Origin of the sequence: Arcobacter sp. CECT 8983 (genome assembly GCF_004118855.1) — a bacterium.
GTDB lineage: Bacteria > Campylobacterota > Campylobacteria > Campylobacterales > Arcobacteraceae > Halarcobacter.
This window is the reverse complement of sequence record NZ_PDKF01000002.1, coordinates 280,342-303,642: the sequence shown is the minus strand read 5'-3', so window position 1 is coordinate 303,642 and position 23,301 is coordinate 280,342. Positions and strand designations below refer to the sequence as shown.

22 protein-coding genes are annotated in these 23,301 nt (G+C 29.3%); 11 read left to right on the top strand and 11 right to left on the bottom strand.

Annotated features, from left to right (window positions below):
* Positions 1-25 precede the first annotated feature (25 nt).
* Positions 26-391: a hypothetical protein gene (locus CRV01_RS01525; protein WP_129006380.1), complete on the top strand. Its 366-nt coding sequence runs from the start codon at positions 26-28 to the stop codon at positions 389-391.
* A 10-nt stretch (positions 392-401) separates the two neighbouring features.
* Here CRV01_RS01525 and CRV01_RS01520 read toward each other — a convergent pair whose 3' ends face one another.
* Complete coding sequence (locus tag CRV01_RS01520) at positions 402-1,013, bottom strand: LysE family translocator (RefSeq protein ID WP_258238281.1); 612 nt, start codon at positions 1,011-1,013, stop codon at positions 402-404.
* 303 nt (positions 1,014-1,316) lie between these two features.
* Between CRV01_RS01520 and luxS the strand changes: the two genes are divergently transcribed.
* A complete protein-coding gene (gene luxS / locus CRV01_RS01515) occupies positions 1,317-1,832 on the top strand; it encodes an S-ribosylhomocysteine lyase (RefSeq protein WP_129006378.1) in 516 nt (171 codons plus the stop codon).
* A gap of 28 nt (positions 1,833-1,860) precedes the next feature.
* The gene (locus tag CRV01_RS01510; protein WP_129006376.1) at positions 1,861-2,586 is read left to right on the top strand and encodes a tRNA (5-methylaminomethyl-2-thiouridine)(34)-methyltransferase MnmD; all 726 of its coding nucleotides are present in this window, start codon (positions 1,861-1,863) and stop codon (positions 2,584-2,586) included.
* Here the strand turns inward: CRV01_RS01510 and CRV01_RS01505 are convergent.
* The 7 genes from CRV01_RS01505 to CRV01_RS01475 form a co-directional block, all read right to left on the bottom strand.
* Entirely contained in the window at positions 2,583-3,083 is a 501-nt protein-coding gene (locus tag CRV01_RS01505; RefSeq protein ID WP_129006374.1) for a hypothetical protein, read from the bottom strand. The genes CRV01_RS01510 and CRV01_RS01505 overlap by 4 nt on opposite strands.
* 50 nt (positions 3,084-3,133) lie before the next feature.
* Positions 3,134-6,601: a methionine synthase gene (metH, locus tag CRV01_RS01500; RefSeq protein ID WP_129006372.1), complete on the bottom strand. Its 3,468-nt coding sequence runs from the start codon at positions 6,599-6,601 to the stop codon at positions 3,134-3,136.
* 156 nt (positions 6,602-6,757) lie between these two features.
* A complete protein-coding gene (locus CRV01_RS01495; protein ID WP_129006370.1) occupies positions 6,758-9,103 on the bottom strand; it encodes a TonB-dependent siderophore receptor in 2,346 nt (781 codons plus the stop codon).
* An 88-nt stretch (positions 9,104-9,191) separates the two neighbouring features.
* Positions 9,192-10,148: a FecR family protein gene (locus tag CRV01_RS01490; RefSeq protein WP_129006368.1), complete on the bottom strand. Its 957-nt coding sequence runs from the start codon at positions 10,146-10,148 to the stop codon at positions 9,192-9,194.
* Positions 10,148-10,621, bottom strand: a complete 474-nt coding sequence (locus tag CRV01_RS01485) for an RNA polymerase sigma factor (RefSeq protein ID WP_129006366.1) — start codon at positions 10,619-10,621, stop codon at positions 10,148-10,150. Before CRV01_RS01485 ends, CRV01_RS01490 begins: the two co-directional genes overlap by 1 nt.
* Before the next feature lie 21 nt (positions 10,622-10,642).
* Positions 10,643-11,407: a DUF4198 domain-containing protein gene (locus CRV01_RS01480; protein WP_129006364.1), complete on the bottom strand. Its 765-nt coding sequence runs from the start codon at positions 11,405-11,407 to the stop codon at positions 10,643-10,645.
* An 86-nt stretch (positions 11,408-11,493) separates the two neighbouring features.
* On the bottom strand, positions 11,494-12,093 hold the full coding sequence (locus CRV01_RS01475; protein ID WP_129006362.1) for a cyclopropane-fatty-acyl-phospholipid synthase family protein: 600 nt from the start codon (positions 12,091-12,093) through the stop codon (positions 11,494-11,496).
* A gap of 217 nt (positions 12,094-12,310) precedes the next feature.
* On the opposite strand from CRV01_RS01475, the gene CRV01_RS01470 reads away from it, so the two are divergent.
* The 3 genes from CRV01_RS01470 to hisIE are packed head-to-tail and all read left to right on the top strand — an operon-like array spanning position 12,311 to position 15,067.
* Positions 12,311-13,231, top strand: coding sequence for a branched-chain amino acid transaminase (locus CRV01_RS01470; RefSeq protein ID WP_129006360.1), 921 nt, complete (start codon positions 12,311-12,313; stop codon positions 13,229-13,231).
* Between the two features lie 20 nt (positions 13,232-13,251).
* Positions 13,252-14,340: a prohibitin family protein gene (locus CRV01_RS01465; protein WP_129006358.1), complete on the top strand. Its 1,089-nt coding sequence runs from the start codon at positions 13,252-13,254 to the stop codon at positions 14,338-14,340.
* A 49-nt stretch (positions 14,341-14,389) separates the two neighbouring features.
* On the top strand, positions 14,390-15,067 hold the full coding sequence (gene hisIE / locus CRV01_RS01460; RefSeq protein WP_129006356.1) for a bifunctional phosphoribosyl-AMP cyclohydrolase/phosphoribosyl-ATP diphosphatase HisIE: 678 nt from the start codon (positions 14,390-14,392) through the stop codon (positions 15,065-15,067).
* 249 nt (positions 15,068-15,316) lie between these two features.
* Here hisIE and CRV01_RS01455 read toward each other — a convergent pair whose 3' ends face one another.
* Together CRV01_RS01455 and thiC are read right to left on the bottom strand one after the other, a co-directional pair.
* A complete protein-coding gene (locus CRV01_RS01455; RefSeq protein WP_129006354.1) occupies positions 15,317-16,507 on the bottom strand; it encodes an Mrp/NBP35 family ATP-binding protein in 1,191 nt (396 codons plus the stop codon).
* Positions 16,508-16,710: 203 nt separating this feature from the next.
* Positions 16,711-18,066 carry a phosphomethylpyrimidine synthase ThiC gene (thiC, locus tag CRV01_RS01450; protein ID WP_129006352.1) on the bottom strand — a complete coding sequence of 452 codons (1,356 nt, stop codon included), beginning with the start codon at positions 18,064-18,066 and terminating at the stop codon, positions 16,711-16,713.
* Between the two features lie 136 nt (positions 18,067-18,202).
* Here thiC and CRV01_RS01445 point away from each other — a divergent pair, with 136 nt between their 5' ends.
* Genes CRV01_RS01445 through CRV01_RS01425 form a run of 5 tightly spaced genes read left to right on the top strand, consistent with a single transcriptional unit; the run spans position 18,203 to position 22,499 of the window.
* The gene (locus CRV01_RS01445; protein WP_129006350.1) at positions 18,203-19,120 is read left to right on the top strand and encodes a hypothetical protein; all 918 of its coding nucleotides are present in this window, start codon (positions 18,203-18,205) and stop codon (positions 19,118-19,120) included.
* Positions 19,121-19,136: 16 nt separating this feature from the next.
* Positions 19,137-19,958 (top strand): HDOD domain-containing protein, encoded by an 822-nt coding sequence (locus CRV01_RS01440; RefSeq protein ID WP_129006348.1) that lies wholly within the window; start codon positions 19,137-19,139, stop codon positions 19,956-19,958.
* A gap of 56 nt (positions 19,959-20,014) precedes the next feature.
* On the top strand, positions 20,015-21,139 hold the full coding sequence (locus CRV01_RS01435; RefSeq protein ID WP_129006346.1) for a bifunctional 2-C-methyl-D-erythritol 4-phosphate cytidylyltransferase/2-C-methyl-D-erythritol 2,4-cyclodiphosphate synthase: 1,125 nt from the start codon (positions 20,015-20,017) through the stop codon (positions 21,137-21,139).
* Positions 21,136-22,020, top strand: coding sequence for a response regulator (locus tag CRV01_RS01430; RefSeq protein WP_129006345.1), 885 nt, complete (start codon positions 21,136-21,138; stop codon positions 22,018-22,020). Before CRV01_RS01435 ends, CRV01_RS01430 begins: the two co-directional genes overlap by 4 nt.
* Positions 21,978-22,499: a phosphatidylglycerophosphatase A gene (locus CRV01_RS01425; protein WP_375234255.1), complete on the top strand. Its 522-nt coding sequence runs from the start codon at positions 21,978-21,980 to the stop codon at positions 22,497-22,499. Before CRV01_RS01430 ends, CRV01_RS01425 begins: the two co-directional genes overlap by 43 nt.
* A 30-nt stretch (positions 22,500-22,529) precedes the next feature.
* Here the strand turns inward: CRV01_RS01425 and CRV01_RS01420 are convergent, their stop codons facing one another.
* The gene (locus CRV01_RS01420) at positions 22,530-23,246 is read right to left on the bottom strand and encodes an endonuclease/exonuclease/phosphatase family protein (protein ID WP_129006343.1); all 717 of its coding nucleotides are present in this window, start codon (positions 23,244-23,246) and stop codon (positions 22,530-22,532) included.
* Positions 23,247-23,301: the final 55 nt, after the last annotated feature.

The window sequence follows — 23,301 nt, the reverse complement described above, 5'->3', positions numbered from 1 at the left end:
TATACTAAAATAAAAAAGGTTAGCAATGAGCCTATTTAATGTATCAATAAAACAGACACTAAAAAGAGATAATAAAGAGTTATTAGACTCTTTATACGCACAACTACTTAAGAATCAAAATTGTGAATCAATCAAAGGAAACAACAGTTTTGAAATACAAAAGTGCAAGCTAAATACTATTCTTAGATTTAATACAAAAGTTACACTTGATTCAAAAGAGGTTCAAGTAGATGCAGAACTTCATGATACTTTACTTTTAACTATTCTTGTAGTTCTTGCTATTTTATTAACATATGGAATAGGAGTCATACTAATAGTTGTTTTTGCATATTTACAAAAAAGAAAAGCAGAAGCTTATCTAAAAGATATTATTAAAAATAAGAACTTTTAACAAAATCTCTTTATCTTTCTGAAATAGCTAGTTTCATTCCTAATAATACAAAAATACCTGCAAATCCTTTTTGAATTTTTTGCATTATTTTTGGACTATCTTGAATAAATGTACTTGACTTGTGAGCAAAAAAACCATATATAACAAATACAACAAAAGTCATAATCATAAATACAAAGGACATAAGTAACATTTCACTTACAATTGTAGTGCTAGAAGAAGAAATAAATTGTGGTAAAAAAGCTAAAAAAAAGATTGAAAGTTTTGGATTCAGAATATTAATTAAAAAACCTCTTAATACTATTTTGTAAAGTCCTTTTTGTTTTTGCTTACCTTTTATTTGTAAAGAACCTGTCTCTTTATACATCATATATGCTAAATAAAAGAGATAACAAACTCCAATGATTTTTACTATTTGAAAGGCTACTGCACTTGTATGTAAAATTGCAGCTAGTCCAAATATTGAAGCTAGCAAATGGGGAATAATTCCTAAAGTGCAACCCATTGCAGCAAAAAAACTTTCTTTTCTTCCTGCAAAAATTCCCATTGATATTGTATATATTACACCAGTTCCTGGAATTAAAACTACTATTAATGAAGTCAATAAAAACTCGGTACTCAAAACCAATCCTTTTTTCTATTATAAAATACAATAATATCAAAAAATAATTATAATTGCATATTTTCTAAACAGTTATTTTAATATGCGTAGTTTATTTTCTGTTATACTGATATTATGTTTTTAAGAGATAGCAGCCTCTTAAAATTCAATATCATATCAAATAGCACCCCGTCAAGTACTCCTACTCCTAACGTCGTCCTTCTAAAGCTATTTGATATGAGAATACTACTTTTTTATACTAATCATCCATTTAACTTTATTTAGCTAAAATCCAAAAATAATCACAAAAGAAAGGTTTATAAAATGCCATTATTAGATAGTTTTAGAGTTGACCATACAATTATGCCAGCACCAGCAGTTAGAGTTGCAAAGACAATGAAATCTCCATCAGGAGATATTATCACAGTTTTTGATTTAAGATTCTGTGTACCAAATGAAAAAATGTTAGGAGAAAAAGGTATTCACACTTTAGAGCACCTTTTCGCAGGATTTATTAGAGAGCATTTAAACTCTGATACTGTAGAAATCATTGATGTATCTCCAATGGGATGTAGAACTGGTTTTTATATGAGTTTATTAGGTAATCCTAGTGAAGAACAAGTTGCAACTGCTTGGAAGCAAGCTATGGAAGATGTATTAAATGTAAAGTCACAAAATGATATTCCAGAGTTAAATGAGTTTCAATGTGGTACATATAAAATGCACTCATTAGAAGAAGCAAAACAGATTGCACAAGACATTTTAGACCAAAAAATTGGTGTAATGTCAAATAAAGAACTTTTCCTTTCAGAAGAAAAGTTAAACTCTTTAGGAAACTAAAACTAAGCCCTTTGGCTTAGTTCCAAACATGCTTGTAAAAACAAAAGATAATTCTAATACACTTTATTCTACAAAATATAATCAACACTTTCATGATTTAAAAACAGGAGCCATACAAGAATCTCTTATAAAACATGTTCTTCCTGCTTTTAATTTTCACAAAGAAAAGAGATATTTAAAAATATTGGATATCTGTTTTGGCTTAGGATATAACACTTTTTCTACTATTAACTATATTTTAGAGAATAATCTTGATAAAAAGATAGAAATCTTTTCTCCTGAACTAGACGATAAACTAATTGAGTCTTTAAAAGAGTTTGAGTTTCCGCAAGAGTTTGAAAAAATATCTCATATTATAAAAGAACTACTTGAAACAAAAAAGTACAAAGATGAAAATATACAAATAGAACTTTTCATTGGCAATGCAAGAAAATATATAAAAACAATTAAAGATCTAGATATCGTATATCAGGATGCTTTTAGCTCGGAAGTAAATCGTGAGCTTTGGACTGTTGAATATTTCAAAGATATTTTTAATGCTTCAAACAATGAAGTTATAGTAACCACCTATTCAATAGCAAGTAATGTAAGACTATCTTTATATAAAGCTGGGTTTGAAGTTTTTGAGATAAATCCTACAGGAAAAAGAAAACAAACAATTGCAATAAAATCTAAAAAAGATATCAATGCAAAATATATTGATATGCAGTTAAAACAAGAAAGAAATAAAGAGCTAAAAGCCCTTTATGACTAATCTTCTACAAGATTATCTAAGATATATCGTTCTAAATCTTTTTTAGATATTTCATCTTTAATTGCCCGCTCATAAATCTCTTCTATTTTTTGATTATACTCTTCATAAGAGAAGTACGGGAATCTAAGTCTCCATGATTTTTTGATTTGTCTTTTTGTAATTTCATCTCTAAGTTTAGCTCTGAAAAAATTAAATCCTATAAAAATCACTGCTGTAATTACCATAGCTCCTAAAATAGAAATATGTGGGTCAATATTTGCTAAAGGCTTATGTAATATAGCAGAAAGAGGTACTATAATTGCTAAGACAAGCATAATATATAAAAAATAAGCTCGACCTAATTTTAATCTAAAGCCTAATCTTGCTGGATCTACATGCATACCTTCATTATATTGTCTATTTGCATCAAGTAAATCTCTTAATAAAATTGGTTGCTTTGATAAAATATAAACAAAGTCTAATATTCTATCTTTTATGTTTTTTTCTCTATGAGGCATTTGTTTTCCTATTTTATTGTTGAAATCATTTTATCTAAGATTTCATTATATTATACATTGTAGTAGTTTGCTTTGTGGTGAGGCACTACAATTGCACACGTTGATTGCTCTGGGTGAATTTGGAATGTTTCACTTAACTCTATTCCAAACTCTTCTGGTTTTAGTAAATCAAACATATCTCTACTTTGTTCTAAATCAGGACAAGCAGCATATCCAGGAGAGTATCTACAACCTACATACTGTTTCATTTGAACATCATATAAAGTATTTCCTTCTTTTGGAACAATATCCAAATCAAGTCTTACTTGCTTGTGTAAAACTTCTGCTAAAGCTTCTGCTAACTCAACTCCTAAGCCATGTACTTGATAATACTCTGTAAATTTACTTTCTTTATAAAGTGCTGCTTCATATGGAGTAAGCTTTAATCCTGCACTTGCAAAAGTAAAGGCAACTACATCAAGTCTATCATTTGCGAAAAAATCTGCTATACATCTATGTGGTTTCTTTTTTTGCCGTGGAAACTCCATTACTTTTATTGCTTTTTCTAATGGTGGCACATTTCTTGCTTCTTCTTCTGAATGAAAAGCATACTCTTCAGAAAAAATATACAATTTATTTTTCTTTGAAATACAAGGATAATAAGCATAAATAGCAATTGGGTCAAAAAGTTCTTTTTCTATAAACTCTTCTTTTAATCTTTCATAAATAGGTTCAACCACATTTTTTTCATGCTCTAAAAACTTCTCTTTTGAATTTTTAGCTCTTTTATATCCCCATCTTTGTCTAAATAAAACTCTATGATTAATCCATTTAAATACTAAATCTTTATCAATAGCTTTATTATCTAAAGCAACTCTTCCCCAAAGTGGAGGGAAAGTAAATTCACCTGCTTCTGGAAGAACTACATCTTCTTCATTGATAACTACTTCTTTTTCTTCTTTTCGTGCTATTTCTTCTTCATCTACTAAATCAGCGGCAAGGGAAGTGTTTTCAAGGTCACCATCTTCAATTCTTTGCATTGAAACAACACCATCAAAAGCATCTCTACAATAAAAAATTGGACCATCATAAATAGACCTACAATAATCATTTACAAAACTTTTTGTAAGTGCTGCTCCACCAAGAAGTACAGGAATATCAATACCTTGCTTTTGTAGCTCTTCAAGATTTTCTTTCATAACAGCTGTTGACTTTACAAGTAAACCACTCATTCCTATTGCTTGTGCTTTGTGTTCTTTTACTGCTATGATAAAGTCATTTAAATCAGCTTTGATACCAATATTGATTACTTTAAATCCATTATTTGAAAGAATAATATCAACTAAGTTTTTACCAACATCATGCACATCACCTTTTACAGTTCCTAATACTAAAACTGTTTCACTAGCTTTCTCTTCTTTTGGTAAATATGGGTTTAAAGCATCAACTGTTGCTTTCATAGTCTCTGCACTTTGAAGTACAAATGGTAACTGCATTTGTCCAGAACCAAATAGCTCTCCAATAACTTTCATTCCATCAATTAGCCATTCATTTACTATTATTTCTGGATTTACTTTATGTCTTAACTCTTCAACTAGTGGTAACATTCTATCTTTATCACCATCTAAAAGAAGTTTTTTTACTTTATCTATTGGTTCTAGTTTTTGATATTCTTCATCACTTTGCTCTTCCATATCTCCAACATTTGCAAAGTGTTCTATAAACTTAAATAGTGGGTCACCATCTTCTTGATTGTTGAAGATTAAATCATCACAAGCTTTTCTATCCTCATCAGAAATTTTATTTAGTGGCAAGATGTGCTTAACATTTACAATAGCAGACGTAAGACCAGCTTTTACACAATGGTCAAGATAAATTGAATTTAGATATATTCTTGCTTTTTGGTCAAGTCCAAATGAGATATTAGAAAGTCCAAGAGTAGTTCCAACTTCTGGATGACGTATCTGGAATTCTTTAATTGCTTCAAGTGTCTCAATACCAGCTGTTCTATACTCATCATCTCCTGAACCAATAGTAAATGTAAGCATATCAAATACTAAATCATCAGGTTTAAATCCATGTCTATTTACACATAAATCATAGATTCTTTCTGCAACTTCAAGTTTTCTTTCCTTACTTTTTGCCATACCAACTTCATCAATTACAAGACAAACAAGTGCTGCACCAAACTTTTTAGCTAATTTACAAACTGTATCAAACTTTTCTTCCCCATCTTCTAGGTTAACAGAATTTATGATACATCTTCCACCAATTTGTTTTAAAGCTGCTTCTAAAGCTGGAACTTGCGTTGAGTCAGGCATAAGTGGTAATGAAACTTTTTGAGAATATAAAGATACTACTTTATCCATATCTCCTGTTTCATCCCGACCTGCAAATCCAACTGATACATCAATAACATGGGCTCCAGCACGTACTTGTTGTTGACCAACAGATAAAGTACCTTCATAATCATTAGCTTTAAGTAATTCTCTAAAAGCTTTTGAACCAGTAGCATTACTTCTTTCACCAATCAGAAGTGGTGCTGGGTCTTGCTTTAGTGGAACTGTGTTAAAAAGTGATGCAAGTGATGCTTTTAAAAATCCACTTGGTTTTTTAGGAACTATTCCATCTACTGCTTTTACTAAAGCTTCAATATGCTCAGGAGTTGTACCACAACAACCACCTAAAAATGAAACTCCATTAAAATCTAAAAACTCTTTTGTTAATTCTGTGAACTCTTTTGGTTGCATTGGGTAATAGGTTTGTCCACCTCTATTTTGAGGAAGCCCAGCATTTGAGTGAACAGAAATTGGGAATTTACATACTTCACTTAAAGTTTTTACATGCTTTAAAACTTGTTTTGGTCCAGTACCGCAGTTAAAACCTAAAGATAAAATATTAAATGGTTCCATAATTGCTGCAATTGTCATTGCATCAGTTCCAATAAGCATAGTACCACTAAGTTCAATCGTTACAGAAACCATAATAGGAATTTCAGGTGCCACTGCTTTTAGAGCATGAAGTCCAGCTTTTATTTGCAATGGGTCTTGACAAGTTTCAAGTAAGAATACATCTGTTCCACCATCAACTAAACCTTGTGCCATGATTTTATAACCTTCAAACATCTCATCATATGTGATATGTCCTAAAGAAGGAAGCTTTGTTCCAGGTCCAATAGAACCTAATACAAATCTTGGCTTTTCAGGAGTTGAATATTTGTCACAAGAGTTTTTAACAAGCTCGGCCCCAAGACGTGAAAGCTCATATGAAGTTTGTGGAATATCATACTCATCTAAAACCCATGGCATAGAACCAAAAGTATTAGTAGTAATAAAATCAGCTCCAGATGCAGCATAAGCATCATGGATGCCTTCTAAAATATGTGGTGCTGTTAAGTTTAGAAGTTCATTACAACCTTCTAAATTAACCCCTTCGTGTAACCAGTATTCATCTTTGATGTCTGCTATTTGAAGTTGTGTTCCCATAGCTCCATCAATAATTATAACTTTCTCTTCTATTAGTTTTTGTATGTCTACCATTTTTTCTCTATTTTCTTTTGATTATCTTTGATTATAGTTATTATAAAAGTAAGATAGTCTATTTAAATTATGGTTAAAAAATTGTTAAGCAATAAAAGTAAAAATCAAATGCAACTTAGTTGTAAAAAAGTAGAGCAATGCCCTACTTTCTTAGTTTTAGAATTTATAATTTAGACTTAAACTAAATACTCTTGGTTCTCCTGATGAGATATGTCCCCATTGAGAAGCTCCTTCATAATATGCTTTATTTGTCACATTATCTACATCAAACATAACAGTTAAATCATTTTTATTGTATTTAGTTTCATATTTTAAGCCCATATCCCATCTTGTCCAAGAAGGAAGTTTTACTGTTGAACCATCTCTTACGTATTGTTCATCGCTATAAATTAAATAATTCCCAAAAGATAATCCTTTTACAAAAGGGATATCAATATCTAAACCTATATTTGCTAAAAGCTCTGGAGCACCACCTACCTCATCATTTGAATATGTTTGTTCTGTTTCTTTAATTTCTGTTTTCATATATGTTAATGCAGAAGAGAATCGAACTGTCTGAGTTAATTTTCCAAAAGCAGAAATTTCAATACCTCTATGTTGTAGTTTCATAGTTGAAGCATATACATTATCTTTGCCTGTTTCTGCTTTTTTTCTTTCCATATCAAATAAAGCTAAAGAATAATCAATATTATTGTGATTGTATTTTGCTCCTACTTCTATTTGAGTTGTTTTATATGGTTTTAAAGATTCACCTTCATTAGCACTTCCAGCAGGAGCATTTTGTCCTGCACTTAAGCCTTGTGAATAATTTGCATATAAACTTAAATCTTCTATTGGTTTATAAACAAGTCCTACAAAAGGTGAAAATCTTGAGTCATCATAATGACTTGTTTTATCACCTGATATATCATAATTTATTGTTTCTACATTTTGATATCTTCCTCCAAAAGTAAATCTAATATCTTCAGCTTCATTTGAAATCGTATCTGAGATAGCAAAAGATTCTAAAATGGTATCTGTTCTTTTATCATCTGGTAGGACTAAATCAATTTTAGATATTTTTGTTGGATGATAAATATTACTATCATATTTTGTAGAATCAGTGTTTATTCTAGTTTTAACTTTTCCCTCATAAGAAGAAGCATCAACATTTATTCTATGATTCAACGATGCAGTTTTAAATGAACTGTTTGCTTTAATTCCATATGTAAATCTTGAAACATCAAACTTACCATTACTAAAATTTGTTTTTACATCACCATTTGAGTTTTGAAGTACTGCTCCTTTTTGAAATAATCTATCTACATTAGACTGTCCGCCTCCTACATAAAAACCAACTTGTGTATTCTCATTAAAAAAGTAATCAAACTTATATAAAGCTAGATTTTCATCGGCATTAGAGTATTCCCAATCTTGTGCAAGATTAAAATTATTATCAGGTGCACTAGCTAAATCTACTCCATCAGCTATATATAATCTTCTAAAAGGTGCATCAATATTTTCAAAAGTTGAGATATAATCTAAACTTGTAATAAAGTTATCAGATATATAGTCAAGACTTAATGAACCACTAAAAGATTCACTCTCTAAGTTATCAATAACAGAGTCACCACTATCATAAGCTAAATTTAGCCTTGCACCAAACTGTTTATCTTTTCCAAATCGTCTAGCAATATCAGTTGCAATTCCTGGTTTTGAATCATTTGTATATCTTAATTCAATCTCATTTGAATCTTTATAAGCTCTTTTAGGAACTAAGTTTATAGCTCCTCCTGTATTTCCTTTTGGAGACATCCCAAAAAGAATTGTACTTGGTCCTTTTACTACAGATACTGCATCAAAAAGATCTGTTGGAACTTTATAATTTGGAGCAACACCATAAACTCCATCAAAAGCATATTCTCCCTGATTCCAATCTCCTAAAGGAACACCTCTTAGATAAAAGGATTCCGCATTATCTCCATATGCTCCTGAGCTTCGTACAGAAGAGTCTTGCGTAATTAAATCACTTAATTGTCTAGCCTGATTATTTTTAATACTATCTTTTGTAAAAGTAACCACTGACATTGGTACGTTTTTTATATTTGATTCACCAAATAATCCTAGATTTGCATCACTTGAAAAGTTTTTGTTTGCCATCTTATTTTGTAAGCTTTCAGTTACATTTACTTCACCTAAATTATCAGAATCTTTTGAAGAGGCATTACTGTTTTTTTCTTTGATAATAATTGTATTTTTATTTACAACTGCTTCTAAACCTGTTCCTGCTAAAAGTTCTTCTAATGCTTTTTCTACCTCATTTATATTTTCAATATCATTTACTTTTTTTGACTCTAAAAGCTTATCTTTTGCAATATATGACAACTTTGATTTTTTTGATATAATTTCCAATGCCTCTTTTAAAGTTTTATCTTTTATTGTGTATGACTCTTGGGCAAAAAGATTTACACTTAAAAGAAAAGCTAAACTTGGGGCAACTAATGAACTTTTTAATAGCTTCATTTTTTTCCTTTTTTCTTTTTATGATTTTGAGAACTATTATCTCTAGTAGCTTAAACGAATAAAGTATTAAAAACGGACAGAATATTTTTTATTTTTTTGATATTTTTAAGATTTTCTCTTTTTCTTCAATCTTAAGAGAATACAAAAGTTTAATGGAATCAATAAATCCATCAAAATTTTTTGTGGAAAATTTACCTGAGATTTTTTGTTGAGACAACTCATAAGAATCAAACTCTACTTTTTTATTGATGTACCTTTGGAAAAAGCTTACTGCATCTTTTAAAGTATGGTTCTCAAAGTATATCAAATCATTTTTCCAACTTGCTATTTGGGATAAATTAGTTTTCTTAAAATCCAAAATATTACCTTTATTATCCAAAGAAAAACTTTCAGACTTTTTTAACTGAATTAGATCTTTTTTCTTTTTTGAATCAGAGATATGACTTACTTTAACTATTCCACTAAGAACATTTATACTTACTTTATCATTTAAGTTTGAAACCTCAAATTTTGTTCCTAAAACTTCAATTTGAGCATTTTTCATCTTAATAAAAAAGGGTCTATTTTTATCTTTAGCAACAGAAAAAAAGGCTTTTCCTTCATGAAAATTCACTACTCTTTTGTTTTTATAATATTCTACTTTCATTTTTGATTTTATATCCAAATCTATTAAAGAGCTATCTTCCAATGCTATATTTAATATCTTTTCATTTTTACTACTAAACTCTTTAGAAAAGAGTATTTTATTTTTGTTTTGTTCCAAAAGAAAAGCACATACAAAAAGCAGTGCTATTATGGAAGCCACAAGATATTTACTCTTATAAAAGATATTTGAATTATGAGTATTATCTAGGCATTCATTCAAAAATTCTTCATCTAAATTTTTACAGTCAAAAAAAAGTTTTTTGTTTTCATTATATGAGTTTGCATGGTTTATATTTTCTAGCCATTTTTTCAAGTCATTTTTTTCTTTTAAACTTAAACCTTCTTGCTCTTTTATTATCCAAGATATTGCTTTTTTATCTATTTCTTCTAATAAATCCATTAATACTCTTTCTTCATTTGCTCTTTTATTTTCAACATTGCTCTTGTTATGTTTTTTTCTACTGCATTTACACTTATACCCATGATTTCAGAAATTTCTTTTCGCGTATATCCTTTATAAATGTGTAAAACAAAAGCCTGTTTGTTTTTTCTTGAAAGAGTACTAATACATTTTTTTAATTTTTGTTCTTTTTTTTCTTCAATTAAAATTTCATCTGGACACTCTTTTTTAGGAATAGAGTATTGTTCTTCTTCGAAACTTGTATAAGATATTTTTTTATTTTTTCTTACTTTGTCTACAACAAGACTGTAGGCAATCTTATAAAGATATGCTTTTTGAATAGTAGTATTTTCAGTTTTTTTATCTATTTCTAAAGCTTTAGCATAAGTCTCTTGAGTAAGATCCTTAGCTAAATCTTTATCTTTTGTAAGTCTTAGTAAGTAGTAAGAGATTTCTTTATAATACTCTAACATGCAAACTCTTTAATCTGTTGCTTACTCTTTTATATCAAAAGTTAATGTTGCAACATTTATCTCTTCATCACATTTACTCTTATCTTCTAACTCTTTTTTTACTTCTGCTTTTACTAACCATCTACCTGCTTTAAGTGGCAATATTTCTGTAACACCTCTTAAGTCAGTTGTTCCGTAGTATGCAAATTTACCTTTTAAATATCCTTCTAAAGTAGCTTTTACAGCTGATACTTTTAAAGGTCTATTTTTAAATAAAACTTTAACTTTAAATGGCTTTCCTACTTTGTAATCTTTTGGGTTAGATAAAGGAACTATTTCTAGTTTGTGTCCGATAGGTTTAGTAATAATATCACTATGTTTATTTCCTATAGAGAAGATATTTTTTGCTTCAAAGTGTGCTTTTTCACAAAAAGTAGCTTTTGTTTTTATTTCATCTTTTGTTTTACCTTGAAACCATTTGAAGTTTTCATCTTTTGTCCAATAAGTTGGTTTATAAACACCTGATAAGATATAAGAACCATCTTCAAGTTTTTGATTTAATTCATAATTATAGTTAACAGTTGAACTTTTTTTTAGTTCAATAGTTTGTTTTTCACCTGTTATTTTTAAAGCTTCAAAAATTTCTAGTCTTTCTTCTGGTATTTTTTCAAGTTTTGGAAAGTCATGACCATATCCAATGTTAAAAGAAAGGTCACTATTATTTTGAGAATCTACCCAAAAATCATGAGCACTTAAATTTGTTATTGCAAGAAATGCAAACCCCATTAGAGTTTTTTTAATATCCATAATCTACCTTTTTGATAATAATTTTCATAATTGTAGTTATTTAATATTAAATTTTTTATTAAATGTATGGGGTTTGTTGTATAATTTTAATTATTAGAAAGTAAAACTCTTATCACACTAGCTTCACCTTGATGCCCTTTTCCTTCATCTAAGATGGTAATTTGCTCTTTAACATCTGCATCACAAAAAGCATAATGATTTTTAAAATCTTCTACTTTATATAAAAGCTTTTCATCCTTTGGTCCACCACTTGAGAAATTTAACTGATTTACAGAAAAGAATTCTCCAATAAATATACCTTCAGGTTCTAATGATTCATTAATATTTTCAAATAATTTTGCTCTATCTTCTTCATACATATGTAAATATGAGGCAACTATTCCATCATATTTTTCCTTTGCTTCCCAGTCATTTAAATCAAGACAAATAGTTTTGATACTTAAATCTTCTTCTTTTGCTCTTTGTTCTAACTTTTTAAGACCTATATCAGAAGCATCAATAGCAGTTACCTCAAAACCTTTTTTTGCTAAAAAAATTGCATTTCTACCTTCACCCTCACCTAGACATAAAACTTTTGCACCTCTTTTTAAAAGTTTTACTTTGCTTGCTATAAAACTATTTGGTTTTATTCCATAAAGATATCCATCTCTTGAAAATTTACTGTTCCAAAACTCTTGTTGAGACATATAATATTCTCCTTAATTTTTTATTTGGATAATATCAAATTAAAAAGAAAATATTCTTAAAAAAACTCCATGTTAAATTCACATTAGTTTAATATAATTAATAGTTCTAAAGGTAAAAACAATCATTCACTTTAATTTAAAGCAAGCTTGGATAAACTATCAGACAAAAATCAAAAAGTAAATTGAAAACAATTACTTTATTTATAGGGATGGATAAATGACAGAAGCAAAATACATCTGGATGGATGGAAAATTTGTTGATTGGCATGACGCAAAAGTTCATGTTTTAAGTCACACATTGCATTATGGGAATGGTGCAATTGAAGGTACTAAAGCTTATAAAACACATGATGGAAGATGTGCTATTTTTAAATTAAAAGAGCACACTAAAAGATTAATTAATTCTGCTAAAATGACTCTTATTGAAGTTCCATTTACAGCAGATGAATTAAACGATGCTCAAGTTGAATTATTACAAAAAAATGAACTATTTGAGGGAGCATATATTAGACCTTTAGTATATCTAGGTTATGGTGTTATGGGTCTATATCATAAAGATGCACCTGTAAATGTTTCTATTTCTGCTTGGGAATGGGGAGCATATTTAGGTGAAGAGGGAATGAAAAAAGGTGTAAGAGTTAAAATTGCATCTATGACTAGAAACCCAAATACATCTGGTATGGGAAAAGCAAAAGCAGTTGCAAACTACTTAAACTCTCAAATGGCAAAATTTGAAGCAGTTGAAGCTGGATATGATGAAGCTTTATTAAGAGATGACCAAGGTTATATTGCAGAAGCATCTGGTGCTTGTTTCTTTATCGTAAGAGATGGTGTAATTATTACTCCTCCAAATGACAACTCTTTAGAGTCTATCACTCAAGCTACAGTTATTGATTTAGCTGAAGATTTAGGATATACAGTAGTAAGAAGAAGACTTACAAGAGAAGAGGTTTATATTGCTGATGAAGCTTTCTTCACAGGAACTGCTGTTGAAGTAACTCCTATTAGAGAGATTGATTGTAGAGTTATTGGAGCTGGTGAAAGAGGTCCAATTACTGAAGCCTTACAGACTGCTTACTTTGATGCAGTTCAAGGTAAAAATGAAAAATATGAGAAATATTTAACTTATATAAACTAAAACAAAAAAAAGGGTAATTTATGCCAATAGATAACGACTATTTTAAAAATAGACAACAACAAAACAAGGGTAACAACTCCAATAACGGTGGAGGTGGTAATTACCAACCTCCTTTTGAGCCACCTGAATTTTTTAAAAACTTCGGTAAAAAAGCTGGGATTATTTATGTAATTATCATCATCTTAGCTGCTTTATTTATCTTTAAACCCTTTGTAATCATTGAATCTGGTCAAGTGGGTATCAAAGTTACAACAGGTAAGTATGAAGATAGACCTTTAAATCCTGGTTTCCATTTATATATTCCAGTATTCCAAAAAGTTATTGTAGTTGATACAAAAGTTAGACTTATTAATTATGCTTCAGTGGAAACTAGTGGTAGTAATGGATTTGACCAAAGTATTAAATTAAACCCTGCTATTAACATTCTTGATGCAAGGGGTTTACCAGTTTCAATTGAATTAACAGTTCAATATAGACTTACTGCTTCAGGAGCACCTTTAACAATTGCTACTTGGGGTCCAGGATGGGAAGATAAAATCGTTAACCCAGTTGTTAGAAACATAGTAAGAAATGTTGTTGGTGGATTTAACGCAGAAGAATTACCAACTAGAAGAAATGAAATTGCAACTATGATTGAAAATGGAATTAGAACTGAAATCGAATCTCTTAAAGAAAAACCTGTAACTGTAGAATCAGTTCAATTAAGAGAGATTGTTCTTCCTCCAAAGATTAAAGAGCAAATTGAAAGAGTTCAAATTGCTAACCAAGAATCAGAAAGAGTAAGATACGAAGTTTTAAGAGCTAAACAAGAAGCTGAGAAAAAAGCTGCACTTGCAAAGGGTGAGGCTGACAAAAACAGAATTGAAGCGCAAGGTAGAGCAGATGCTGTAACTATTGAAGCAAAAGCACAAGCAGCTGCAAATAAAGCAATTGCAGGTTCACTTACACCTAAATTACTTCATATGCAACAAATTGAAGTTCAAGGTAAATTCAACGAAGCTCTTAGAGAAAACAAAGATGCTAAGATTTTCTTAACACCTGGTGGCTCAACTCCAAATATCTGGGTTGACACTAAAAATAAATCAAGAGACACTGCAATTAACCAATAATATTAAGAGGAGTTTTTCCTCTTAATAAATTTACTATCACGGATTTTAAATGAGTACTGAAAAAATTGACTGGCAAAAAATGAATGGATTAATCCCTGTTATCACACAAGATGCAACTACTAATGAAGTATTAATGCTTGCATATATGAATGAAGAAGCACTTAAACTAACGCTTGAAATAAAACAAGCTCATTATTACAGTAGAAGTAAACAAAGATTATGGAAAAAGGGTGAAAGCTCTGGACATACGCAAGAAGTTGTTTCTACCATGGTTGATTGTGATAATGACACTGTTTTATTAAAAGTAAACCAAAATGGTGTTGCTTGTCATACAGGAAGAAAGTCATGCTTCTTTACTGATTTAGAAAATGATGAAGTTAAACTTGACGTAGAAGTAAATACTACTAATGCCTATGGCGTGATTGATACTTTATACCATGTAATTGAATCAAGAAAAAATGATGATCCTACAAAATCATATACTGCAAAACTTCTTCAAGGTAAAGAAAACTCTATGCTTAAAAAGATTGTAGAAGAAGCTGGAGAATTTACTTTTGCAGTTAAAGATAATGATGAAGAAGAGATTATCTATGAAGCAGCTGATCTACTATATCATAGTTTAGTTGCCCTTTCTAGTAAAGGAATTAATCCAGATAGAGTAAAGCAAGAACTTTCTAGAAGATTTAGCTTATCTGGAATTGAAGAAAAAAACTCTAGAGAAAAGTAGCCTAAAATCTAGGCTTTTTTCTCTTTCTTTCTAATAAAGTGTTTTACTACAAAACTAGCTGCCATAAAAGCTAATAATCCTACTACAACAAATGTAAAAATTTCAGTTAAAAACATAGTAAACTCCTTTTGTCTTTATTTAAAGTTTATAATAATATTTAAATTTTTGGAAATTTTAGAAGTCTCAATAAAAAATAGAATAAAGAAAGTTACTGAAAGTAATAATAAAAAGAGCAAAAGCTCTTTTTATTTAGTGACAACCACAACCAGTTCCACATCCACCAGATGAAGATTCTTGTTTTGGTTCAGACTTAGAAGCTGCTGCACCACTTGTAGAACAAGCAGATTGTCCTGGAGCTGTAGTTGGTTGAATAGAAGCATTTTCTGCTTTTCCTGCATTTTCTTCTACAAAAGCAATTAATTTTTCTGTAGCTTTCATATATCTTTTTGCAGATTCAGATTCAGGTTGGAAATAAACAACTGGTTTACCACCATCTCCACCTTCTCTAATTGCTGGTTCAATAGGAAGTAATCCTAATACTTGTGTATTATATTGATCTGCTAAATCTTCACAAGTTCCTTGTCCAAAGATATCAGACTCAGTATTACATTCAGGACAAATAAATCCACTCATATTTTCAATAATTCCACCAATAGGAATATGAAGTTTTTGGAACATATCTAAAGACCTTCTTGAATCATCAAGTGCAACATGTTGAGGAGTAGTAACATTAATACCACATGTTACAGGTACACTTTGTGCAAGAGTTAATTGTGCATCACCAGTTCCTGGAGGCATATCAATAAATAAAATGTCTAAATCTTCCCAAAGAATGTCTCTTAATAATTGTTGGATAGCTTTCATAATCATAGCACCTCTCCAAATAAGAGATTGCCCTTCTTCCATTAAAGAACCCATTGACATAACTGAAACGCCAAAGGCATTAAAAGGCTTAGCTTTATTTCCAACTACCTCAACTTCAAGTCCATTTAAACCCATCATTCTAGGAATATTTGGTCCATAGATGTCTGCATCTAAAATACCTACTTTTTTACCTTGCATTGCTGCTGCTATTGCTAAGTTTACAGTAGTAGTTGATTTACCAACTCCACCTTTTCCAGAACTTACCATTACAAAGTTTTTAATTTGTGGAGCAATATTACTTCCACTTACACTATTACTTTGTTGTTTGGGAGCTTCTGGCTTAGAAATTTTTAAATTTACATTTGTTACACCAATTTCACCTAAAACTTTTGAGATATCTTCTTCTAGTTTTGAAGCTACTTCTTCAGCACTTGAAGTAATATCTAAAAGTATTGTACAGGCATCATCAGCATCAACTTGAATATCTTTTACGAAACCAAAATCAACAATAGATTTTTGGAAACCTGGATATATAACTTTTGATAACTCTTCTTTTATATCTGCTATAGTTGCCATATATTTTATCCTTAAAACAGTCCCTGTTTTTAGGGACCTTAATTTTTAATTTCTTTTAACAAGAAAAATAAATTTTATTTCTTAAATTTTCACGACATTATATTTCAAATAGGATAATTTTTGTCTTAATTGAAATCATTAATAAAAAAAGGTCAAGTAAAAAAACTTGACCTTTTTTATAACTTACATTTTATTAAAAAATACTAAGCTGTAGCAGTTGCTTCAATCTTATCACCATGATCTTTTACAATCTTTTGAGTGATTTTGTATGAACAAAACTTTGGTCCACACATTGAGCAAAATTCTGCTTCTTTAAACACATCTTGAGGAAGAGTTTCATCATGATACTCTTTAGCCCTTTCTGGGTCTAAACATAATTCAAACTGTTTATTCCAATCAAAAGCATATCTGGCATCAGACATCTCATCATCAATATCTCTTGCACCTTTTCTTCCTCTTGCAATATCAGCACTATGAGCTGCAATTTTATATGCAATAATACCTTCTCTTACATCTTGTGCATTTGGTAATCCTAAGTGCTCTTTTGGAGTTACATAACATAACATTGAAGCTCCATGCCATCCACCAACAGCTGCACCAATTGCAGAAGAGATATGATCATAACCAGCTGCAATATCAGTCGTAAGTGGACCTAAAATATAGAAAGGTGCTTCATGACAATACTCTCTTTCAAGTTTCATATTTCTTTCAATTTGATTTAATGGAACATGACCTGGTCCTTCAATCATAACTTGAACATCTTTTTCCCAAGCTCTAAGTGTTAGTTCACCTAATACTTTTAATTCTGATAATTGAGCTTCATCTGATGCATCCGCTAAACATCCTGGTCTTAATGAGTCACCTAATGATAAAGATACATCATATCTTCTACAAATATCTAAGATATCATCAAAAGCATCATAAAATGGATTTTCTTTATGGTAATGCATCATCCATGCAGCCATTAAAGAACCACCTCTTGATACAATACCCATTTTTCTTTTTGCAATATGAGGCATGAATCTTAATAAAAATCCAGCATGAATTGTAAAATATGAAACCCCTTGTTGAGCTTGTTTTTCTAAAACATCTAACATAACATCAATAGATAAATTTTCAATTTTATCTTTAACATCATGTAAAATTTGGTACATCGGAACTGTTCCAATAGGAACTGTTGAGTGCTCAATAACAGCAGCTCTAATAGCATCTAAATCTCCACCTGTACTTAAATCCATAATTGTATCTGCACCATATTTTAATGAAACATCAACTTTTTCAATTTCACCTTGAATGTCTGATGCTAATGCAGATGAACCAATATTTGCATTAATCTTACATGAAGAAGCCATACCAATAGCCATTGGCTTTAAATGCTTATGATTAACATTTGCAGGAATGATTAACCTTCCTCTTGCAACTTCGTCTCTTACAAGTTCCGGTTCAATCTTCTCTACTTTTGCAACATACTCCATATCTGGTGTAATAATGCCTCTTTTAGCATAATACATTTGAGTTCTTACTTCATCATCTTTATGATTGTCTAACCAATCTCTCATATAAAATCCTATCTAATAATTTAAGCTGATTATATCAAATTTATATTATAGAAACTTAATTAAAACAACTAGTTTTAAATTATTAATTATGTAAGGTCAAATTGATTATAATAGTTTAAAATAATTTAAGGTTTATATGAAAAGTATCAAAAATCTAACAAAGCTTTATGAAAACTCAAAGAAAAATCTTAAGTTAATACTTAATAGTAACCACATAGATGCTATAAAGCTTGTAAAGTTAATTGATACTCTTACTTTTGACAATAGTTTTATAATCAAAAAAAATACAATTTATGACCTAAATGAGATTGCTAAAATATTTAGATTTTACGAAGAACTATTAAAACAAAGTTTTCAAGAAGATAAAAATAGATTTGAAATAGAGTTTAAACTTTATTTACTACTTATAAAAGTTTTTACAGAACTTTGCAATACCTTTGTTAATAATAAAAATAAAATTCCTAATATAGATAACTTTTTTCAGATTTTAAAAGAATCAAAGAATATGTTAAAACTAACAGTTCCTTTAGACTCAAAACATATAAATATTTTAAATAATCTAATAGGAGAGCAACTATATTATTTTTCTCATATTCATTACCACGATATAAATGAATATCCTTTAGATTATACTTTTGAGAAGTATCTCTTAAATCTTGAAAGAATGTTTCATGGTTTTGATTTAAGTCTTGCTTCTAACTTTGGAAATAAAGAGTTTACAAATAAAGAGATTGAATTGGAGATATTAAAAAACAATGCATCTTTTTTAGTTCTTACTCTTATTCACAAAATTTATAAATACAAACCTTTAGATAGTTTTGATAATGATAAGTTTAAAAATATTGTTGAATTTTATATTAATAGTTTTCACAAGATAAAAAATATTGACAATTACACAATAGCACATATTGAAGAAGTTATTTTAAGGGATTTTTCAAGTAGTAATATATATATTAATAAAATAACTAAACATGATTTGCTTGAACAAAAACTAGTTTTATTAAAACTTTATACAGATGAGTATAAACAATTAATTGATATGATAAAAAAATAGAATTTCAGGAACGACAATGAAACAACTAATAGTAGATAAAATTGACTCTTTACCTCCTTTACCTAATTCGGTTTTAGAATTAGAAGAGTTTAGGAAGATGCCAACTAAAGAACCACTAGATTTATTAAAAATTATTGAAAAAGACCCTTTAATTATTACTACTGTTTTAAGAGTTGCAAACTCTGCTATGTTTGGGTTTGTAAGTGAAGTAGAAACTCCAAGTCGTGCAATTTCACTTTTAGGTGTAAACTTTACAATTTCTATTGCTTTAGGTTCAGTTATTCAAAACCTTATTCAAACTGACCTTAGTGCATATGAGGCTTCTACTGATGACTTTATGTTTTCATGTAATTTAGCTTCAAATATAATTAACACTTGGGTAAGTAAAATTGACAAAGATTTAAAAGAAGATTTACTTTTACCTGCATTCTTACAAGAAACTGGGAAATTTATTATCTCTGATATAATCACAGAAAACAAACAAAAAGAAGAGTTTCTAGAACATATAGCAGTAACAAAAAATCTTTCAAGCGTTGAAAAAGAGTTTGTAGGTTATTCATGTGCTAGAATTACTGCAAATATTTTTAAACATTGGAACTTAAGTCATAACCTTATTTTTTCAATTGGCTTTGTAGAAGATTTAGAAAATTGTCCTAAAGAGTATGTAAAAAAAGTACAAATCTTAGAGATAGTAAAAATATTAGCAGATATTAAAAACCCTTTATCTGATTCAAATATTCAAAGAGCTATTAATAAAGCTATTGAGTATGGTTTTGAAGTTGAAACTTTAGAAAAAGCAATCGAATCTATTAAATATAAATTAGAAGAAGATCTTTAAGATTTCATAAGTTACATTAAAGTATAATTTGTAACTTTTTTACTCAAAGGGGTCTTTTGTCGAAGGTAACACTTATAGTATTATGTGCTGGAAACTCTACAAGATTTGGGCTTCAAACAAAAAAACAGTGGCTTAGAATAGATAATCAACCACTCTGGCTTTTTGTTACAAAAAGACTCGAAAATCTATACAAATTTGATAAAGTAATTATTACATCTTCAAAAGATGAATTAGCTTATATGCAAAACTTTAGTGATGATTATGAGTTTATTGCAGGTGGAGATACTAGACAACAATCTATGAAAAATTCTTTAGAAAATGTTGATTCTGAATACGTAATGGTTACAGATGTAGCTCGTGCTTGTATTCCTGAAGATGTCATTTTTTCATTAATTAATTCAAAAGAAAATGCTGATTGTATTGTTCCAGTTTTAAAAGTAAATGATACAGTTATTTATAATGAAGAAACAATAAATAGAGATAATGTAAAACTTATTCAAACTCCACAACTTTCAAGAACTACTATTTTAAAAACTGCTTTAGAAACTGACAAAGAGTTTACAGATGATAGTTCTGCTATTAAAGCAACTGGTGGTTCTATTTTTTATTTAGAAGGTTCTATTAAAAGTAAAAAGTTAACTTTTGGTGATGACTTAAAAGAGTTATCTTGTTTAAGTGCTCCTAGTAATAACTTTTTTACTGGTACGGGTTATGACATACATCCCTTTGAAGACAATAAAAAAATGTATCTTGGTGGAGTAAATATTGATGTTCCATATGGTTTCAAAGCACACAGTGATGGAGATGTATTAATTCACTCTCTCATTGATGCTTTATTAGGCGCTTGTGGAGCAGGAGATATTGGTGAATTTTTCCCTGATACAGATGATGAGTTTAAAAATATAGACTCAAAAATTCTTTTACAAAAAATTGTAGAGTTTATTTATAATGTAGGCTATGAGATAGTTAATGTTGATTTAACAATAATTGCTCAACAACCAAAAATAAATCCATATAAGAATGAAATTAAAAAGAGCATTGCTTCTTTACTAAACATAGAAAAGCAATTTGTAAATATAAAAGCAACAACAGCTGAGAAACTTGGATTTATAGGACGAAAAGAGGGAGTTGCAGTACAATCAATTGCAACTTTAAAATACTATGACTGGACGAAAAAATGAATATACTGATTATTGAAAGCGAAATTTACCTCGCTCAAAAAGTTGTCTCTAGACTTCTAGACGATGGACATAATTGTGATTTTGTAGAGTCTCCTAATATTGACAATCTTACAAAAGATTACGATATTATTTTACTTTCTACTTCACTACCTGCTGCTTTATGTAAGACAATTATTAGAAGATATAGTGACTCAATTATTTTACTTCTTGTATCATATATTTCAGACGAAACTGTTACAGACCCAATCAAAGAAGGTGCAAAAGATTATATTATGAAGCCATTTATCATGGATGAGCTTTTAAGAAAGATTTATCACTATAGAGAGTGTAAATCTATAAGAAAAGAGTTACAAACATTAAGAGACTATCTTAAATTTCAGTTTAACGAAGTAGATACAAGTGAGCATGTATTACCTACATCATTTCCAACTCTTATTGAAACAAACTCACAAATTAGTGCAGATAAATTAGCTTTTGAACTTGTTAGAAAACTTGATTTGCAGATGAAATTTATATCATTATCTAGTGATAATTGGCAAAAAAGAGTAAATGAAAAGTTTAGTGGAATCTTATACCTAACAGATTACCATAGTCTTAAGAAAAGTACTAAAGAGAATTTAAATAAACTAATAGAAGATAAAAAATGTATTATTGTATCTTTAGAAAAAGAAGAAGATTTCCCTTACAATAAATTAGAGATTGAAAAAGAAGATAACCTTTTAATGACAAATAATATAATGACAATAAACGATTATGTAAAAATGATGGTTTTATCATATCAAACAAAATATCCAGATACTGAACTTTCTAAAAAACTTGGTATCTCAAGAAAATCTCTATGGGAAAAGAGAAAAAAACTTGGAATAGAGAAGAAGAAATAATGAGAAAACTATTTTTAACTGTTTTTTATAGTGGATTAAGCCCAAAAGCACCTGGTACAGTAGGAAGCTTTGTATCTCTTATCTTAGGTGTTTTATTATTACAGTATATTCCACAATCAACTATGTTCTTACTTGCTTTTTTAATCTCAGTTATTGCTGTAAGAGAGATAAATAAGTATGAAGAAGAAGTTGGAGAACATGATAGCAAAGAGATTGTTATTGATGAACTTGTTGGTATGTGGATTGCTCTTTCTATTTGTGGAATCACTCCTGAAAATATATATTATTTAGCTCCTATTGCTTTTGTGTACTTTAGAATCTTTGATATTTGGAAACCTTCTATTATAGGAAGAATTGATAGAGATGTAAAAGGTGGTTGGGGTGTTATGGGTGATGACATCGTAGCTGGACTTGCTGGTGGTATTGCTGCTAGTGGAACTTACTATTTAATTGAAAGATTTATCTTACCTACAATGTAAAACAAACGATTAAATTCGTTTGTTTTACACCTAAATTTCACAAACAATTGGAATATGATCACTTTTTTCTAACCAATACTTATAGTCTAATATCTTTAAAGTAGATTTTTTATCAATAAAACTTTTTGACAAAAAACAATAATCTATATGATATGGTTTATCAATCTTTTTTTGTAAATAAAATGTTGGAGTGCTCTCTTTACCCTGTTCTTCTTTTGTTATAGCATGATACATACTAATAATATTTAGTTCTTCTAATTCCTTTACAACATCGCAATGGTTCCACCATCTATCCCATTTATCCCAAATACTATTACTATTTAAATCTCCAATAATTATCACTTCTTTATTTGCTAATTTTTCTTTATGAAGCTTTAAATATTTCCATAGCTGACCAATATATCCAAATACTTCAGAGTTTGCTTTTTTTGTCCAAATTGCTATTAATATTATTGAATTATTAATTAAACATGGAATAAAAGATTCTAACTTTTCATTTTTATATAAGTGGTTTTCATCACTCCAATTTAATTGTTCTATTTTAATTTCTGGCTTTGCAAATATAGCAAGACCTTTATTTTTATTATCACCTATCCATAAATAGTTTTTTGACCATACTTTGTATTCTTTTGTTGAAAATTCTGGATTTTCACATTCTTGGATTACAATTATATCTGCATTAATATTTTCTAAGTAGGTGTATTTTTTTCTGAAAGCACCATTACAATTCCAAGTTATGATTTTCATTATCTCCCTTTTTAAGATTGTAAAAGAAGTGATTGCTTTTTGTAAGGTCAAGGCG